This is a genomic window from Maridesulfovibrio sp., assembly GCF_963678865.1.
Lineage (GTDB): Bacteria > Desulfobacterota > Desulfovibrionia > Desulfovibrionales > Desulfovibrionaceae > Maridesulfovibrio.
Map to the genome: position 1 here is coordinate 1,347,015 of NZ_OY787459.1, position 17,605 is coordinate 1,364,619.

Genomic DNA, 17,605 nt, shown 5'->3' on the forward strand with positions numbered 1-17,605 from the left:
CGATGAAAAACAGGTCTGTGTTATCCATCTGTATTTTAATAGTATTTATGTTATGTCTTTCCAGTGAAGCATGGGCCCAGTTCGGCCATGTCTGGACTCACAGGAACCTTAGCACAGGCGAATATACCATTATCGGGAACAGCATAGGAGACGCAACCTCCGACCCTCTTGATGTCAGCGACATCATGGTTGACGGACGCAAAGGCGGCACAACAGCAATCGGATTCAACTCTATAAATGATTCCACAGACCCCACCCACCAATATATTGCGACAGTCTCCTCGGAAACATTTTCGGAAGCAACCGGACACCGAGACGTCTCAAATACAGGGACTACCGATCTAGCTAATACAGCTGAAGAATATTATATCCTGAATTCTAACGGAAGCAATTCCAGTGACAAATTCCGGGTACGTTATGATGACGGGCAGATTTTTTTGGAAACCTACGATCATACGACAGGTTTATGGACTGCTATGGACGGTGTGACCACCTATACTTATGAAGAGTATGCTGCAATTGTCGGCTCCAACACCACCGCCAAGGTCGAATCCCGTGAGGAAAAAGCAAAAATAAGCTCCCGCCTTACCAACCAGTTGATCTCTACCCGCGTAATGAACGTATTTTCTCCCCGCCCGAAAGCAAAATCCAAAGGCGGAGCCAAACCTAAAAACACCCAGAAAAATGCAGCCATCAATACCGGTAACGTTTTTGCTTCCGGCTACATCAGCAGCGAAGGTCTTTCTTCCGGTGATGATGTATATTCCGAACTGGGAATCGGTGTCTGGGGCATGGGCTCTTATGCCAGTACCTATGTAAGCAAAAGCGGATCACGTTCCGAAAACAACATCGGTGTTTACATGGCCGGTGTGGATAAACTGCTCCTTGATGACAGGCTCGCTGTAGGTGTCGGATTCGGTTACGAAAACTCATGGTCCAAACTCAAGACCAACGGCTATACTGAAAACGGTGAAGGTTTCTCCATCTCTCCATATGCAGCCTACCGGGTTACTGACCAGTTCATGGTTAAAGCCGTATTCAACTCTGCTTTCAACCACTACGATGCCAGCGGGGTTTCAAAAAACTACGACGGCACCAGACTTATGGGTGACATCAGCGGTGAATACTCCTGGATCAGAGATGCATGGCTCTTCGCAGCGGAAGCTGGGTTCATGTACATGAACGAAGATTTTAACCAGAACTACACTGATGTATACCTTGGTGAAGGGCGCATTTCCGGTAAGCTGGCCTACGAATTCGAAAACGGATTTCAGCCCTACGGACGTGCAACCTTCTATCAGGACATGCTCTCCAGATCCGGCGGCGATTTTGAAGATCACACTTGGGAAGGAGCACTTGGATTGAACTATTATGACGGTCCATGGTCCCTTTCCGCAGAAGCATTTGATGCCTTCAACAAAGACAAGAACACATACGGCGGTTCACTGCTGGTAAGGTTCGATTTCTAAAACACAAGTTAACAATAAAAAGAGGCCCCCTTCGGTGATCACCGAAGGGGGCCTCTTTTATGAATTACTACAAGCTTGCGTGACCGGGCAAAAAAATCACTTCAGTCTTACGCTAATAATTTATGATCCGGACAGCAGTAGCTTTGGGTGCGGTGTCTTCATCTATGACATCAAAAACAACCTTCTCCCCAACATTCAAAGTCTTAAATCCATCTCGTAAGACTTCAGAATAATGGACATAAATATCCCTGCCAGTCTCATCTTCGATAAAACCGAAGCCCTTGATATCATTGAACCAGCTGACTACACCTTTAACACTCATAAATATCCTTATCAGTAGGATCAAGACCGGAAAATGTCGTAAAATTATTTCATGCGGAAGGTAATACGCCCACGGGTCAAATCGTATGGCGAGAGTTCTACCCTGACCCTGTCTCCCGGTAAAATTCTGATATAATGCTTACGCATCTTCCCTGAAATATGCCCCAGAATTATATGTCCGTTCTCAAGCTCTACTTTGAACATTGCATTGGGCAACGCTTCCTGAACGACACCCTCTACTTCAATACCTTCTTCTTTAGCCATGGCTTCCTCCGTCGCCAACAACTGCTTCATAAAACAACAAGTTCTGTTGTTCTTCAGACTTTTACTAATTTAAAGGTATTAATGCAATAAAGAAAGAGCTCATTAAACTGACCTGCCTTAAAATTTATGACCAAGCCTGTCGATGGAATTAAGAATTTCTTCCACCAGAACATTCAGCGAACGACGGTTAAGTGCGCTGGAAGGAATGCCCTGCGGATAAGTGTTACGCATGAGCTCCTGCTGTTCATCATCAAGCTTATCCCATTTGTTGAGCACAAGTATAGTTGAGACATCACCGAGATTCATATCAGCAATAATATTGTTGACCGCCTGTATCTGTTCGCTCACCTCAGGATGAGAAGAATCGCAGACATGAAGCAGCACATCGGCGGCTTCCAGCTCTTCAAGGGTGGCCCGGAAAGCTTCTTTCAGTTCCATGGGCAGTTGGCGGATAAACCCAACCGTATCAGTCAGAATCAATTCCTGTTCGCGGGGGAAACGGATTCGTCTGCTGGTAGGGTCCAGTGTGGCAAAGAGTTTGTCTTCGGCCAGAACGCCGCTGTCGGTCAAGGTGTTGAGTAAAGTCGACTTGCCGGCGTTGGTGTAGCCGACAAGGGACACCACCGGGACTCCGGCACGGGCGCGACGCTCACGGGTAAATCCGCGCTGACGGCTGACTTTCTTAAGCTCATTGCCGAGCTTGGTCAGCTTGTCCTTGATGCGGCGCCGGTCAATTTCAAGCTTAGTTTCACCGGGACCGCGACCACCGATACCGCCCATCAACCGGGACATGGCCCGGTTCTTACCTACAAGCCGGGGCATGGTATATTTCAGCTGCGCCATTTCCACCTGCAATTTACCGGCACGGGTAGTTGCATGCTGGGCAAAAATATCCAGAATGAGCTGAGTACGATCAATAATTTTGCGCTCGGTGAGCTTGGCAAGGTTACGCATCTGGGCAGCGGAAAGTTCCTGATCAAAAAGAATCACTTCCGCATCTGCCTGCAAGGCAATGACTTCCAATTCAGCCAGCTTGCCCTTACCCATGATAAATTTAGGATTGAGCTTACGGATGCGCTGCACAAGACGCCCTTCCACCTTCAATCCCGCAGTATCGGCGAGATCTTCCAGCTCATCAAGAGAACGTTCCTGCACGGATCTGGGATCCTGCGAAACGCTGACCATGATGGCCCGCTCTCGTTTATCAGTGGTATCCCGCGTACGGTCAGCCCGGCGGAATTCATCCTCAAGAGCCTTGATCTGGGCCGGAAGATCCATTTCCGCACGATCCCAGCGCACCGGGGGTAGTTGCTCATACGGTTTCGTACCTGCTCCGGGAGGCAGCAGGTAGGCGTACTGCACAAAATCAGGTTCACCATGCGGATCGGAAGCGACAACTGTAACGCTGTCCAGACGCAGGAAAACCATATCCATGAGGTCTTCTTCGGACAGGTTCTCTCCGGAAATATGGGTATGCAGGAGCCGCAAGCCGCGCAAGCGTCCTTCAGACTGACGGGCCCTCGGCAGTTCGGGAATATAGATAGAACCCGGATCACCAACCAGAATAATTTCAGGTTTGCCCTGTCGATTGACCAGCAGACCTATCTGGCGTCCGATTTCATGACTGAGAAAAGAGAGCTCACGGGCCTGCTCGTTGGTGAACCCGTTGGGGTCATTGTAACGGCGGTCCGCAAGGCGGTTGATACGTTTTAACTCACTGGGCTTGAGACCCTGAGTGTTACCTTTGGCTTTAAGAGCTATGACGAAATTCCTTTTTGACGCGCTACGCGCTTTGAAGAATTAACTGATTTCGCCTCCGGCGGCTTAAACCCTTTGCAAAAGGGTTTAAGAATCCCAAAACTTTTTTAATTGGACTTAGCCATATTAACATTCAAAGACCATTTTAAAAAGCTATATGCGATAGCTGACTAAAACGTCTTTTTGGGAAGAAGGGATGGGGTCTGAGGCAATAAAAAATGGAGCGCGTCATGAATATGACGCGCTCCATAAAAATACTAAGCGTCGTGATCCGCCAAATATTTGGCGATCATGGAATCGTATTCAGAGACAAGCGCAAAAGTTTCCGCAGCCAGATCTTTTCTGAGTGCGAGAGAAACTTTGCCGTCGTTCTTTTTCATGTCTTCAAGAATACGGGAGTAATGCGCCGGACTGGGGACAACCAGAACGGAATGGAAATTTTTCGCTGAAGCGCGCAGCATAGTAGGACCGCCGATGTCGATCTGTTCGACAGCGTTTCTCAAATCCTGCCCTTCGCTAACAGCCTTGGCAAAATTGTACAGGTTAACACAGACCATATCGATAGTCTTGATACCATGTTCATCAAGAGTCGAGAGGTGCTCAGGGTTATCCTTATCGGCAAGAATACCGCCATGCACACTGGGGTGCAGGGTCTTTACGCGGCCACCCATTATTTCAGGAAAACCGGTAACTTCACTTACAGACTTGACTTCAAGCCCGGCATCAAGGAGCATTTTCCTTGTGCCGCCGGTGCTTATGAGTTCCACACCGAAGCCAGCCAACTCAGCCGCAAATTCAGCAAGCCCGGATTTATCAGTAACACTGAGCACTCCGCGCTTTATAGGCAACATATCCATAACACATCTCCAAATATTGGTTTTTGTGGAGTTGTGCCGGATTTATGCCATAAAGGCAAGTTCCGGACCGCAGTTTCTCGCCGGTAGCTGGTCCCCGTCCCCGAACCACACGAACAGAGACGGGACCAACCGGGAGGGGAGTCGGCTATATATAAAGGATCTGTGTGAGCTAAATCTGGCTCAGCAGTTCCTTAGCCGCTTCATTTGCGGGATCCTTTTCAAGGATAATTTCAAGCTGCTCAACAGCTTTGTCCTTCTGATCCATGCAGATATAAAGACCTGCGAGGGAATAGCGGACTTCGTGCTTGTCGGGATCGACTTCGAGGAACTTTTCGAGATAAGGAACAGCCTCAGCCATTCTCTCTGCCTCGTGACCGATCCTGATGATGCCGAAAAGCGCAACCATATTGCTGATGTTGCTGTCGAGAGCCTTGGAAAAGTTTTCAAAAGCTTCGTCCTGACGGGCGGTTTCCATTTGAATAAGTCCCATACCGGCGAAGCTCTTATCAGTAGCTTCTACCTTATGGGCTTTTTCATACAGGGACATGGCAGCATCATACTCACCACGCTGAACCGCGATAGTAGCAAGACCGATATAAGGATCGGGATGCACACCGTTCGATCCTGCAGCCTTCTTGTAGTAATCCTCAGCCTTATCCAGTTCACCCATGAACAGATAACACTCACCGAGTTCCTTGTTAATTTCATAATCTAAGTGGCTCATAATTCCCCTCCGGAATTTTTATTTACCGCCGGATAACCCTAAGCGGCATTTTTTTCGACCCCTAAGGACCTGTCCGACTTTATGCACGTCCCATGCCAAAACACATTTGGGCTATTCCTTCATTATATAATAAGCACTAATTCACCCTGCCTGAATTCCGACACTCGTCTATCAAACACACAAAATCGTATAATTTTATCCTTTAATTTAAATATGTTAAAACAAATGGAACACCTTTTGCTAACTACAAACCACAACGAATAAATCAATCTTTCCGACCCAACGGGGCTACCGGGAAATTTTTGCAGGAGGATATAAAAATGAAAGGACTTTTCGAAAGCCACATAGAATTGACAGGCAAAGTACTCGACATGAGACTCCAACGTCAAAACATCGTCTCCTCCAACCTGGCGAACGTCAACACTCCAGGATACAAGGAAAAACGGTTAGAATTTGAAAATGATCTGCAAAAAGCCATGGGACTTGATTCTAAAGGGAAAATGACCAGAACCAGCAAGATGCACATTCCCAATGCTTTCGATGCCGACAAATTCCAGGGTGATGTACTTTCCAGTTTCGAACCCAGAGTCATCCACGGCGAGAACAGGGTTGATATGGACAAGGAAATGGTAACCATGGCCAAGAACACCCTTTACTATAATGCCCTCTCTCAGGTTATCGGGAAAAATTTTCAGGGCATGAACAAGGTCATCCAGAGCGGAGCTAGATAATGAACTTCTTCACAGCACTTGATATCGGAGCTTCAGGGCTGAAAGCCCAGAGGGAGTACCTGAACGTTGTATCCATGAACATGGCTAACGCCAGGACTACACGGACAGCCGAAGGCGGACCTTACCGCCGCAAAAGTGTTTCCATGGAGTCCAGCCCCGTACTCTCACCCTTTGAAACCGCAATGAACCAGCAGCTCAACCAGCAGCTCCGGGGCGTAACAGTCAGGGGTATCGTCTCTGACACCCGCCCCTTCAAGGAAGTGTATGAGCCCAACCATCCTGACGCGGACTCAAAAGGCATTGTCAGATACCCGGACATTAACGTGGTCGAAGAAATGGTCAACATGATCACCATCAGCAGGTCCTATGAAGCCAACGCTCAGGCTGTAGACTCCGCCAAAAAGATGTTCAACCGCGCACTGCGCATAGGAATGGGCCAGTAGGCGGCTGAAAATTAAACGACGGATTTTCGACTTTCGAAAAAGGAGCATAACATGTCCATCAGAAACGTAGCAATGCAGGCATATACCAATGCCATTCAGACCCAGCAGAAGTTCGACAAAAAGTTCGACAAGACCATGGACCTCAACAAGGCCGAGCCGAACTCTTTTTCCGAGACACTCACCGACTCCATCAAAAACGTCAACGATCTGCAGGGACAGAAGACAGCAATGATTGAAGAATTTGCTTCCGGAAAAACCCAGAACGTTCACGAACTGATGATCTCTCTGCAAAAAGCCAGTGTTGCCATGACCATGACCAGTACAGTGCGAACAAAAGTCATGTCCGCCTATCAAGAAGTCATGAAAATGCCGTTCTAGACCGCACAGACAAGCTCCTTTACCTGTCTTTCAAAATGCAGCAACCACGGGAACTCCGTACAGAGTCTTCCCGTGGTTGCGTTTATTCTCTTAATTCCATTGGACATTTTTTTGTCACCACTCCACTCCTCTCTCTTTTGCTCCCCCCAAAAACACCTCTCAATCTATTGATATAAAATGTATTTTTACTAATGGTCCATCATTTGCTCAAACAAATGAAAAATCGTCAGGAGTTTAAGTATGCCAAATTTCATCGCTGAGTACCTGAGCAAGTTTCAGGGTTTCTGGTCCGACCGAACTGTCTCACAGAGAATCATGATCGGAGGCCTTGCGGCAACAGTTGTCATCGCCTTCATTCTCATGGTTTTCTGGCTCAATCAGACAGAGTACCGGGTCCTCTACACCAAGCTCTATGCAGAAGACGCTTCCCGCGTTGTTTCCATCCTGCAGTCCACTAAAGAACCATACAAAATTGAGGACAACGGCTCCACTATTCTGGTTCCGGCAGACAAGGTCTACGACCTGCGCCTGAAAATTGCAGGAGAAGGAGCCCTTCACGGACAGGGTATCGGTTACGAAATTTTCGATGAAGTCCAGATCGGTCAGACAGACTTCATTCAGCGCATCAACTACCAGCGCGCCCTGCAGGGTGAACTGGCACGAACAATCAGTGAATTTCCACAGGTTGAACGAGCAAGGGTACATCTTGTGCTTCCTGCCAAGTCTCTTTTCATTGAAGAGCAGGTAGATCCTTCGGCTTCTGTTGTGCTCAAGCTCAGGGAAGGAGAAAAGCTCTCCGACAAGCAGATCAAAGGCGTACTGAACCTCGTAGTGATGTCCGTTGAAGGATTGAAGCCTGCACACGTAACCATCACTGATATGCGCGGACAGGTTCTCTACCAACCGGAAGAGGACGGCGGATTAGGTCTGAATATTACCAACAGCCAGCTTGAATACAAGTCCGGCCTTGAATCCAAGATCGAACAGCGCATTCAGCGTCTGCTCATGCCTATCGTCGGCCCGGACAAAGTTATTGCCAAGGTTAACGCGGATCTCGACTTCAGACAGCGCACCATCAAAACAGAATCATACGACCCTGACGGTCAGGTGGCTCGCTCCGAACAGACCAGTGAAGAAACTACCCGCGGCACAGCCAACGTTGACGGCGGCGTACCCGAGGCAAACTTCAGGGGTGACGGTTTCACCGGAACAGCTACCACTCAGGATTCTGCCCGTGAAACCCGTACTACCAACTATGAAATCAACAAAGAAGAACAGCAGATCATCGTACCTGTGGGCGAACTCAAACGCTTAAGCGTTGCGGTAGTCGTTGACGGCACTTACGAGAAGAACCCCGACACAGGCGAAATGACCTATGTCCCCCGCTCAGAAGAAGAAATGCAGCGCATCCGGGAACTGGTCAGCTCCGCAGTGGGATACGATCAGGTACGCGGCGATATCGTTGAAGTCTCCAACATGTCCTTCGGCATGCAGGATATGTTCGGTGACGAAGGCCTCATGCGCACCATGCTCGAATACGCACAGCGTCTCGGCAAACCGTTCCTCAACGGCCTGCTCATCTTCCTCTTCCTGATCCTGGTTGTTCGCCCGGTTATCATGGCCCTCATCAAGCCCCGTGTGGCAGAAGAAGAAATTGATGAAGTTGCAGGACTGCCCGAAGCAGGCGAAAGACTCGCAATTGATGAAAGTGATCTTGACGAAGAGGCTCTTGATACGGCACGTAGACTGGAGAACGCCAAGGCTCAGGCTCTGCAACTCTCGGAAAAGAACATGGATCAGGCTGTGCAGGTGCTGAAGAGCTGGCTGAAGCAGGAGGCAGCTTAAATTGTCAACGCCGTTCACCGGTAATCAAAAAACAGCAATCGTACTTCTTGCCCTCGGGGACAAGTTTACCGCTGAGACCTTCAAACGCATGAACCGTCAGGAAATTGCCGACGTGTCAAGAGCCATGCTGGAGATGGATTCAGTCCCCAAGGAGCAGGTACTGGAAGTACTCAAAGAGTTCAACGAGACTCTGGCATATGGAGCTGAGCTCCTCATGGGTGGCGCCGATCAGGTCAAAAGACTGCTCAGCAAATCTCTGGACGAGGAAACTGCAAAATACATTCTGGACAAACTAGATCTTGAAAGCGGACCCGCTCCGTTCCAGGAACTCCAGAACGTCAGCCCCAAGATTCTGGCCCAGATTCTCAGGAACGAGCACCCGCAGACATTGGCCCTCATTATCGGCCACCTGCATCCGGATCAGGCAGCGGATCTTATATCCAACCTGCCCGGCGGCGTAAGAGCCGAAGTGCTGATGAGACTTGCCAAACTTGAAGCTGTCGCAGAAGAAATGCTCATGGAAGTGGACAGAGTGCTGCAAAGTCAGCTGATCGCCATGGGCGGCAAGGAAGGAAAGAAAGTGGGCGGCGTCCCAGCAGTAGCGGAAATTCTCAACGCTGTAGACCGCTCCACAGAAGAGGAAGTTCTTTCAGAAATCGAGGAAGAATCCACCCAGATGGCCGAAGAAATCAGGAACCTCATGTTCGTTTTCGAAGACATCAAGGGACTGGACGACCGCGCGATCCGCGAACTGCTCAAGGAAGTTTCAAACGAAGAGCTTACCACCGCACTCAAAGGTGCCTCCGACGATTTACAGGAGCTCTTCTTTAAGAACATGTCCGAGCGTGCTTCAAACATGATCCGCGAAGACCTGGAAATCATGGGACCTGTGAAGCTCTCCGATGTGGAAGCAGCACAGCAGAATATAGTTAAAAGCATCCGCCGCCTCGAAGATGAGGGACGGATTATGATCAGCAGAGGTTCAGGAGATGTCTTTGTCTAATACTGAAGACAGCAAGTTCTACACCGGTAGGGTTATCATGGGTCTTGATTCCAACAACAAGACCCAGGAAATGACTATACAGGAAATGGAAGGCAAAAAGAAGCCGACCTGGAACGAAGACACTGACCGCGAATATTATGAGCGGGTCAAAGCAAAAGCCCAGAACATGGCCAAGGAAATTATCGCCAAGGCCATGGTTGAGGCAGAACAGATCCGCGCCAACGCTCAGGCTGAAGGATATGCCGCAGGCCAGCAACAGGCCGCTCAGGAAGCTGAACAGCATCTGATTGGATTCAGCCAGAATGTAGCCCAGACCCTGCAGGCCATTCAGAACCAGTCCAGTAATGCCATAATGGCCCAATCAGCCGATGCCATTTCTCTAGTCTTCATGGTCATCGAAAAAACCCTTGCTGTGGAAATGGAAAGCCGCAGGCAGGAAATTCTTGCCTCCCTGCTGGATGAGGCCCTGAACCGCATTGATTCTCTGACCCAATTAATTATCAAGGTTTCTCCTGCAGACAGTGATATTATCGGTCCCCTTTTGGAACAGGCCAGAACCGAGCATCCTGATCTGGACAAATGGCGGATCAAAGCCGATCCTGCCATTGATAACGGAGGAGTCATAATTGAAGCCGCAGACGCGATGATTGAAAACACCGTCACTTCCCGCTGGGAAGGTGTACAGGAAATTCTGGGCCGGCTTTCCCCTGAAACCGGAGAGCAATAATGGCTGACATGAAAGACTGCACTCAACTTCTATCCGCGCTGGACCCCTGCCGCAGCTATGGCCGGGTCAGCAAGGTTGTCGGGCTCATTGCCGAGGGCAAAGGCATCAAAGCCCCTCTCGGCTCAGTCTGCCAGCTCATCCCGGAAGAAGAATCCCCCATTGCAGCAGAAGTTGTAGGATTCCGAGACGGAGCCTGCCTCTTCATGCCCTATGGAGAAATGCACGGAATCAGCTCCGGCAGCCTGATTGAAAACTCTAAAACACCGCCCAAAGTACCTGTGGGCATGAGTCTGCTCGGACGTGCGGTGGATGCCTTTGGAGAACCCATTGACGGCAAAGGGCCGATCATCCCCGAAGCATATAATTCACTTCACCGCGACCCTCCCAATCCGCTGGAAAGGCCACGCATTAACGAACCGCTTGATGTTGGAGTAAAAGCCATTAACGGGCTGCTGACCATCGGTAAAGGCCAGCGCATGGGCATCATGGCCGGTTCTGGTGTCGGAAAATCGACACTTCTTTCCATGATGGCCCGATACACAGTGGCCGACATAAACGTGATCGCCCTGATCGGTGAGCGTGGACGTGAGGTTGTTGAATTTATTGAACGCGACCTTGGACCGGAGGGACTGGCCCGTTCCGTTCTGGTAATCGCCACTTCAGATAAAAGTCCGCTTATCCGCATGCGCGCGGCCTACACCGCCACCGCCATAGCTGAATATTTCCGGGACCTGAACAAAGACGTGCTTCTGATGATGGACTCGGTAACCCGCTTTGCCATGGCCGGACGAGAAGTCGGCCTTGCCGCCGGAGAACCGCCCACACGTGGAGGTTATACTCCGTCAGTTTTCGCACAGCTGCCCAAGCTGCTGGAACGCGCAGGTAAAAACCCTCATGGTTCAATCACCGGCATCTACACCGTACTGGTTGACGGTGATGACTTCACAGAACCAATTGCCGATGCAGTGCGCTCTATTCTGGACGGCCACATTGTGCTTACCCGCGATCTGGCCGACCAGGGACATTATCCCTGTATCGACGTTCTCAAGAGCGTCAGCCGTGTTCGCAGTGATATTGTGAAGGGGGAAATTGTTGCCGCAGGACGAAAAGTGCTCGGCCAATTAGCGACCTTCCGCAAAGTCGAGGACATGGTTAACATCGGCGCCTACCAGAAAGGTGCTAATCCGGAGATAGACACCGCCATAAAGATGGTTCCGGCCATCAACGAATTCCTGCAGCAGCTGATTGAAGACAAGCAGACCCTTGATCAAAGCTATGCCAAACTGATGGAACTTGCAGGGGCCAGCTAGCCATAACAGCCCCTTGTTGCACTGAACGGATTCTGGTCGGAGCTAACTGTTCACAACTCCGGTCCAATCTATGGAAAGCGCGGTGACATCATCATCAAAGACGGGCCGCACTCCTGTCTTTTCCTCGAGAATATCTTCAATGGAATCCAGCTGCAGAGTATTTTTGACCATCAATTCCTCGACAATCTCCACAAAAGGCTCAAGACTGAAAAAATCATCATTCATGCGCCACTCGTAACAGCCGTCAGTGAACAGAAAAAGACGCAGCGAAGAAGAGAATTGACACTCGGAGAGAACACAGTCAACCGGGAAAAAACCAAACGGGGGAACTTCGGCAACCAGCGGGGCCTTCAATTTACCGTCCAGCATGACAAGAGCCGGACAGTGCCCGGCACTCATATATTTCATAATCCCTTTATTAAAATCAATATCTGCTGCAAAAAGGGTTACAAAATAGCTGTCCTTACCTATCAGGTCCAGCAGATGAGAGTTGATCTGATTCAGACTGTCGGCCAGGTTATTATGATTAGCCCCGTCTGCTTTAAAAAGAGTCCGTACGATTGCCATGATAAATGCAGCCTGCGGACCATGTCCGGAAACATCAGCCATTATCACCCGGACAACCCCGTCACTCAGACCGAAGACATCGTAATAATCACCGCTAGCCCTGCCCGAGGGGCGGTACATACTTTTTATATCCAGACCTTCAATGACCGGGACAACGGTAGGCAACAGCTTATCCTGCAGCCTGGCCACCAGCTTAACTTCATCGTCGATTATATCATAAGCCTTCTGCAAGCTGGCATTGGCGGTCTGAAGTTGACGGGTGAGCATGACCTGCCGGATGGCAACACCCACTCTGGCCTTAAGCTCAACTACATGAAAAGGCTTCGTCAGGTAATCGTTTGCCCCGCTATTTAAAGCCCGAGCCTTGATTTCCTGCTCGTCCTGCCCGGTCAGGACAATTATTATAACTTCCTGATCACCTATGCTGTTACGGATTTTTTTTATTACATCAAAACCGTCCATGCCCGGCATAATTAGATCCAGCAGGATCACACTGGGCTTGGTCATCATATATCTGGTAATGCATTCCATACCGTCGGAGGCTGTATCCACTTCATAATCGCCTTCAAGTACACGGGTCAAAAAATTCCGCATGGTGGCGGAATCATCGACCACCAGAATTCTGGGAATTTTATCATCCGCTTTTACGAGGGGACCTTCGCTCACCTGAGACCTCCGAAATATTAGTTAAACTATAACAATAGAAGCAATCCTTCGCTGGATGAACACTAACACAACTCCAAATGATTATGTAGTATAAACAGGCTCCTATTTATGAATCAGACGTTTCATAATTCAGAGAGCCGCTGCCTGAGCAGACCTCCCAGCACGAATCTGCGGCAGATGATGATTTACCTCCCAGCAATCTGGTCAGATAGGCCAACCCACATAAATTTATATTTTTACCTTCCGCCGCGTGACATTCAATAGATTCACTTATGAATTCCAATGCCTCTGAAATACAATTAATTTCTGCAACAACATCTTCAAAAGATTTATTCATACATACTCCTGGCAAGCAACGTTTATTAAAGCACACTCTCAATTCACGCAGGAATATATATAAAAATCTATTATGTCTACATAATTTTAAATTTTTCTCAATAGATTAGCCTATTTGCGAGTATCCATACATTTTAATATTTTTAAAAATTTTGCTGAAAAACTGATTTAAAAAAAAATACATTCACAGCATATTTATTTTACAAAAGTAACTACAAAACACACCCACAGCAATAAAAACAACAGATAAACCAAACATAAACAACATCATTCAACCACACCAAACGATAAAAACAACTATATATGATCAATAAACAAAACATACGAACATAAGACACGAATCATAAAATAAATAGCACTAACAAAAGAACACCTGAATACATCTGGCACAACAAACATCACGAAAAAGAAGAGCGCCGAAGCATGACGACAACATACTCCAGCGCTCTTCAAGATAATATATTTTCTATAGAGAAATTTAAAACACAACCTGCGCACTATCCGGCATATTTTGCTAAATAACCACCGTATCAAAATACATCTTATTAAGGTCGAACATCATGGCTTTTCCGGAAAGAGATGCTGATTTTCCACTAAGTATCTTTAAAATTTCACCGCTCTGGATTCCCACAGCTGTAGCAATTGCCGGAATAGGAGTCCCTAACTCCTCTTCAAGACCGTTGTCCGAACCAAAAAAATCTGCAGGAGAGCTGTCCCCCGGATAAACGGTGGACACTATCCCGGCCCATCCGGCAACCGATGCAGTCACCATGGGTATCTGCATCTTCGCGGCAGCATCTTTAAGCTTTGTCCGACAGGCAAGTCCACCAAGACAATCCGCTACAAGGTCGGCCCCGGAGATAAAAGATTCAAAATCATCTTCAATAAATTCAGAACGCACATCCAAAAACACCGCCGGGTTAACATCCCTGACCATTTCAAACGCTGCGTCGCATTTCTTGCTTTGCAGAGAATTTTCCAGCGCAAGCCTTTGCCTGTTCAAATTGGATGGTTCAAAAATATCTCCGTCACAAGCAATAATATTCCCCACTCCGGCACGGGATAGAGACTCGAGCAGGTGTCCGCCAAGACCTCCCAATCCCACCATAGCCACTTTTGAAAAAAAAAGCCTGCGCTGTTCATCCACACTGAATGTTGACAAGTTTCTGATATAGCGCTCCGGGACTGCTCCAGCAGAAAACACAACCCGTTCAACACAATTCAAATCAAGCCCGAGCTCACGGGAAATTTTACGAATAACATTGTGGGGGGCTACACGGGCAATCTCCCCCGAAGCGAAAACCTTTTCTGTAAAACGCCCAGCAAGCAAATCTTTCACTTTAACATCAATGTTCATACACACCCCCTAATTGGCAACAAATACTAACCGCCAACCAAGATCAAGTCAAAATCAACCACATCATAAACCTGAAGAGATGACACTCTGTCAAAGGTTTGATACTGCTTTGCTCATGAAGAAAATGATCAAGGCTCTCTCCAATATCGCCCGCGAAGCCGGATCCGCAATAATGGATGTAAGAAGCAAGGGCTTCAAGATTAAGGACAAAGATGATAAATCACCAGTTACCGAAGCCGATATTGCATCACACAAGGTTATTTCAAAATATCTGACTGAAATTTACCCCGGAATTCCGATCCTTTCCGAAGAAGGAACAAATATTTCTTATGAAGAAAGGCGGCAGTGGAAAGAATTTTTTCTTGTGGACCCCTTGGACGGTACAAAAGAATTCATCAAGGACAATGGGGAATTCTGCGTCTGCATTGCCTTAATGCGGGACAACCGCCCGGTACTGGGAGTCATCTACGCTCCTACTCAGGACGCTTTATTCACCGGAAGCATTGAAACCGGAGCACATGTCAGCAGGAATGGAGGAACTCCCGTACAGATTTCCACCATTCCTCAGGCTGAAGGTGAAGGACTAAACATCGTCGGAAGCAGGTCGCATCCATCGCCGGATCTGGCTGAATATCTGGACAAAATGAATGTAGCTAAAATGACTCCGGCGGGAAGTGCTATCAAATTCTGCCTTGTGGCTGAAGGCAAAGCACATCTGTACCCGCGCTTCAACCCGACCATGGAGTGGGACACCGCAGCCGGACAGGCAATAGTCGAGGCCGCAGGCGGCACCATGTATGGACTGGATGGCAACGAATTTACTTATAATAAAGAGAACCTTAGAAACCCGGGCTTCATTGTAAAAGCCTGATTGAGGACTGATACATGCGTTATGTGATACTGACTGCCCTGCTTCTTCTGACCGGTTGCACATCGTGGCAGAATCCAACTCTTGATATGTCCGTGGACAGAAGTGAACGATTTGCCACAGACCGAGCCATATGCCGGAAACGGGCACAGGAGCAGACCCATGCAGCCCCGGATAACGACCTGCCCAAACGGACCTATACTCAGGATCAGGATTTATATACCAAAGAGACCAAAGTCTTTCAGCGCTGCATGAGCGCCAAAGGTTGGATAAAAAAATAAAAACTCAAATATTTTGGCCCAAAAACAAGCCCGTCTTCAATTTGAAGACGGGCTTGATTTTCAGTCACGAAGTTTGAAATAATCTTCCTTGGTTCCCCGAAAGGCTACCCGCCCATCCGCAATCTCAAGGACATGGGAGATGGAGGGAAACAACTCTTCGCGGTGGTGGGTCACGTAAACCATGGCTACCCCGGCTTTCGCCAGCAGCTCCAGCAACTGGTAAATCTCGCGCCGAGACTCCTCATCCACCCCGGCCAAAGGTTCATCCAGCAGCAACACATCCGGCCCGGAAATCAGGGCCCGTGCAATAAAGGCTTTTCGCAACTGCCCATAAGAAACCTGCTCCATAGGCCTTTCTGCCAAATCTTCTATACCGAAAAAGCGTAACCACTCCCATGTCTTCTCGCGCATCTCATCCGAAATTTCATCAAGAATGCCCGCCGAGGCAAAAAAGCCGGAAATCACTACATCAAAGATCGGGATAGGTCTGCCAACGGCCTCACCGAAAGAAGCCTGCATGGAAGCGGAAACCATTCCCATACGTCCTCGCACTGACCGCAGGTTATCGCCCCTTTCCGGCAGACGTTCCATTTCATGTTCAGCGGCATAGGCCGCGGCGTCGCCGTAAAGCAGTCGCAAGAGAGTTGATTTTCCGGCACCGTTACGCCCCAGCACAGCCCAGTTCTGGCCGCCCTGCATCTGCCAGTCGATATTGTTCAGCACAGTCTTCCCAAGAAAAACAACACTTGAATCCGACAACCGGAACAGGGTACGGCCCGGTTCAATGGTGTTCACCTCAGGCGGGGTACGTTTAAAATCCAGACTGGCGGAACAGGCGACTTCATGTCCCTGCCCATCCTGACAGCGTTCAATCCTGCCATCGCGAATGTAGAGGGTTTTGTTGATACAGGAAGGCAGTTCCGCCTTACGGTGAGCGGAACAGACAATAGTAGTCCCGTTGGCTGCGGCAATATCAATGGCCCGGACCAGTTGTTCACGGGACTGCTGATCAACCCCTTCCAAAAATTCGTCAAGAATCAGGATTTCAGGATCGGCCATCAGAGCACGGGCGATAAGAATCTTACGCCCTTCGCCACGGGACATCTTAACCATGCTGCGTTTGGCAAGATCAAGCATCCCCAGCGAGTCCATAAAATCACGGACCCGCTCATACTCTTCATCATCTGCCAGACGGTATAAAAAAGGAGTGTTGTCCTTACCGGCAAGAACAACTTCCTCACCGGTCACATCCCAAGCCAGCTTTTCAAAAATATCCTGATGCTCGGGTGAAATCATACGGTAACGCTCAAGAGGTTCCAAAGGGCTGATAGTCATCTCGCCTTCAACGCTGAATTCGCGGGTGGTATCATCATCCGGCCAGACCTCTCCGGCAAGGATCATCATTAGCGTTGTCTTGCCTGCACCGTTAGGTCCCAGAACAGCCCAGTGTTCACCTTCCCGAATATCCCAGTCGATTCCTTCAAGGACAGGCCCACGGTCCAAAGTAAGAGAAAGATCTTTCATGGAAACCAATTTACCACTCATGGAAACCCCGCTTTGATAACATGCTTAAACTTCTAAAATATAAATCAATATTTATAATAAAGGCTAAACTTCTACTACTTAAAAACTCCAAGCGCAAGTCACCGGAAAGAGAAAAGCCGCAATGCTTCCTAACGCATAGCTGTACGCACAAACAA

At 48.6% G+C, this 17,605-nt stretch carries 20 protein-coding genes; 11 read left to right on the plus strand and 9 right to left on the minus strand.

Annotation, left to right across the window (positions count from 1 at the left end; all coding sequences use genetic code 11):
• The first annotated feature begins 2 nt into the window (after positions 1-2).
• Positions 3-1,469 carry an autotransporter outer membrane beta-barrel domain-containing protein gene (locus ACKU41_RS06310; protein WP_319780490.1) on the plus strand — a complete coding sequence of 489 codons (1,467 nt, stop codon included), beginning with the start codon at positions 3-5 and terminating at the stop codon, positions 1,467-1,469.
• 112 nt (positions 1,470-1,581) lie between these two features.
• Here ACKU41_RS06310 and ACKU41_RS06315 read toward each other — a convergent pair whose 3' ends face one another.
• The 3 genes from ACKU41_RS06315 to hflX form a co-directional block, all read right to left on the minus strand.
• Entirely contained in the window at positions 1,582-1,791 is a 210-nt protein-coding gene (locus ACKU41_RS06315) for a cold shock domain-containing protein (RefSeq protein ID WP_319780491.1), read from the minus strand.
• A 44-nt stretch (positions 1,792-1,835) separates the two neighbouring features.
• Positions 1,836-2,054: a translation initiation factor IF-1 gene (infA, locus tag ACKU41_RS06320; protein WP_319780492.1), complete on the minus strand. Its 219-nt coding sequence runs from the start codon at positions 2,052-2,054 to the stop codon at positions 1,836-1,838.
• A 117-nt stretch (positions 2,055-2,171) separates the two neighbouring features.
• Positions 2,172-3,542 carry a GTPase HflX gene (hflX, locus tag ACKU41_RS06325; protein WP_321404672.1) on the minus strand — a complete coding sequence of 457 codons (1,371 nt, stop codon included), beginning with the start codon at positions 3,540-3,542 and terminating at the stop codon, positions 2,172-2,174.
• On the opposite strand from hflX, the gene ACKU41_RS06330 reads away from it, so the two are divergent.
• The gene (locus ACKU41_RS06330; protein WP_321404673.1) at positions 3,528-3,767 is read left to right on the plus strand and encodes a hypothetical protein; all 240 of its coding nucleotides are present in this window, start codon (positions 3,528-3,530) and stop codon (positions 3,765-3,767) included. The two genes, hflX and ACKU41_RS06330, sit on opposite strands and share 15 nt — an antisense overlap.
• 302 nt (positions 3,768-4,069) lie before the next feature.
• Here the strand turns inward: ACKU41_RS06330 and ACKU41_RS06335 are convergent, their stop codons facing one another.
• Complete coding sequence (locus tag ACKU41_RS06335; protein WP_319780494.1) at positions 4,070-4,669, minus strand: IMP cyclohydrolase; 600 nt, start codon at positions 4,667-4,669, stop codon at positions 4,070-4,072.
• A 169-nt stretch (positions 4,670-4,838) separates the two neighbouring features.
• Positions 4,839-5,393 (minus strand): tetratricopeptide repeat protein, encoded by a 555-nt coding sequence (locus ACKU41_RS06340; RefSeq protein ID WP_319780495.1) that lies wholly within the window; start codon positions 5,391-5,393, stop codon positions 4,839-4,841.
• 320 nt (positions 5,394-5,713) lie between these two features.
• Here ACKU41_RS06340 and flgB point away from each other — a divergent pair, with 320 nt between their 5' ends.
• From flgB to ACKU41_RS06375, 7 genes are all read left to right on the plus strand, one after another.
• A complete protein-coding gene (gene flgB / locus ACKU41_RS06345; protein ID WP_319780496.1) occupies positions 5,714-6,124 on the plus strand; it encodes a flagellar basal body rod protein FlgB in 411 nt (136 codons plus the stop codon).
• Complete coding sequence (gene flgC / locus ACKU41_RS06350; RefSeq protein WP_319780497.1) at positions 6,124-6,567, plus strand: flagellar basal body rod protein FlgC; 444 nt, start codon at positions 6,124-6,126, stop codon at positions 6,565-6,567. Before flgB ends, flgC begins: the two co-directional genes overlap by 1 nt.
• A 51-nt stretch (positions 6,568-6,618) precedes the next feature.
• Positions 6,619-6,945 (plus strand): flagellar hook-basal body complex protein FliE, encoded by a 327-nt coding sequence (gene fliE, locus ACKU41_RS06355; protein WP_319780499.1) that lies wholly within the window; start codon positions 6,619-6,621, stop codon positions 6,943-6,945.
• Between the two features lie 240 nt (positions 6,946-7,185).
• Positions 7,186-8,790: a flagellar basal-body MS-ring/collar protein FliF gene (gene fliF / locus ACKU41_RS06360; RefSeq protein WP_319780500.1), complete on the plus strand. Its 1,605-nt coding sequence runs from the start codon at positions 7,186-7,188 to the stop codon at positions 8,788-8,790.
• A gap of 1 nt (position 8,791) precedes the next feature.
• Positions 8,792-9,793 carry a flagellar motor switch protein FliG gene (fliG, locus tag ACKU41_RS06365; protein ID WP_319780501.1) on the plus strand — a complete coding sequence of 334 codons (1,002 nt, stop codon included), beginning with the start codon at positions 8,792-8,794 and terminating at the stop codon, positions 9,791-9,793.
• Positions 9,780-10,520: a FliH/SctL family protein gene (locus tag ACKU41_RS06370; RefSeq protein WP_319780503.1), complete on the plus strand. Its 741-nt coding sequence runs from the start codon at positions 9,780-9,782 to the stop codon at positions 10,518-10,520. Before fliG ends, ACKU41_RS06370 begins: the two co-directional genes overlap by 14 nt.
• Positions 10,520-11,830: a FliI/YscN family ATPase gene (locus tag ACKU41_RS06375; protein WP_319780504.1), complete on the plus strand. Its 1,311-nt coding sequence runs from the start codon at positions 10,520-10,522 to the stop codon at positions 11,828-11,830. Before ACKU41_RS06370 ends, ACKU41_RS06375 begins: the two co-directional genes overlap by 1 nt.
• Before the next feature lie 42 nt (positions 11,831-11,872).
• Here the strand turns inward: ACKU41_RS06375 and ACKU41_RS06380 are convergent, their stop codons facing one another.
• From ACKU41_RS06380 to ACKU41_RS06390, 3 genes are all read right to left on the minus strand, one after another.
• Complete coding sequence (locus tag ACKU41_RS06380) at positions 11,873-13,063, minus strand: SpoIIE family protein phosphatase (protein WP_319780506.1); 1,191 nt, start codon at positions 13,061-13,063, stop codon at positions 11,873-11,875.
• Between the two features lie 106 nt (positions 13,064-13,169).
• Positions 13,170-13,400, minus strand: coding sequence for a hypothetical protein (locus tag ACKU41_RS06385; protein ID WP_319780507.1), 231 nt, complete (start codon positions 13,398-13,400; stop codon positions 13,170-13,172).
• A 513-nt stretch (positions 13,401-13,913) separates the two neighbouring features.
• The gene (locus ACKU41_RS06390; RefSeq protein WP_319780508.1) at positions 13,914-14,756 is read right to left on the minus strand and encodes a ThiF family adenylyltransferase; all 843 of its coding nucleotides are present in this window, start codon (positions 14,754-14,756) and stop codon (positions 13,914-13,916) included.
• A 115-nt stretch (positions 14,757-14,871) separates the two neighbouring features.
• Here ACKU41_RS06390 and cysQ point away from each other — a divergent pair, with 115 nt between their 5' ends.
• Together cysQ and ACKU41_RS06400 are read left to right on the plus strand one after the other, a co-directional pair.
• Positions 14,872-15,627, plus strand: coding sequence for a 3'(2'),5'-bisphosphate nucleotidase CysQ (gene cysQ / locus ACKU41_RS06395; protein WP_321405244.1), 756 nt, complete (start codon positions 14,872-14,874; stop codon positions 15,625-15,627).
• Between the two features lie 14 nt (positions 15,628-15,641).
• Positions 15,642-15,905: a hypothetical protein gene (locus ACKU41_RS06400; RefSeq protein WP_319780509.1), complete on the plus strand. Its 264-nt coding sequence runs from the start codon at positions 15,642-15,644 to the stop codon at positions 15,903-15,905.
• Positions 15,906-15,965: 60 nt separating this feature from the next.
• Here ACKU41_RS06400 and ACKU41_RS06405 read toward each other — a convergent pair whose 3' ends face one another.
• Positions 15,966-17,450 (minus strand): ATP-binding cassette domain-containing protein, encoded by a 1,485-nt coding sequence (locus ACKU41_RS06405; RefSeq protein ID WP_321404675.1) that lies wholly within the window; start codon positions 17,448-17,450, stop codon positions 15,966-15,968.
• Positions 17,451-17,605 lie beyond the last annotated feature (155 nt).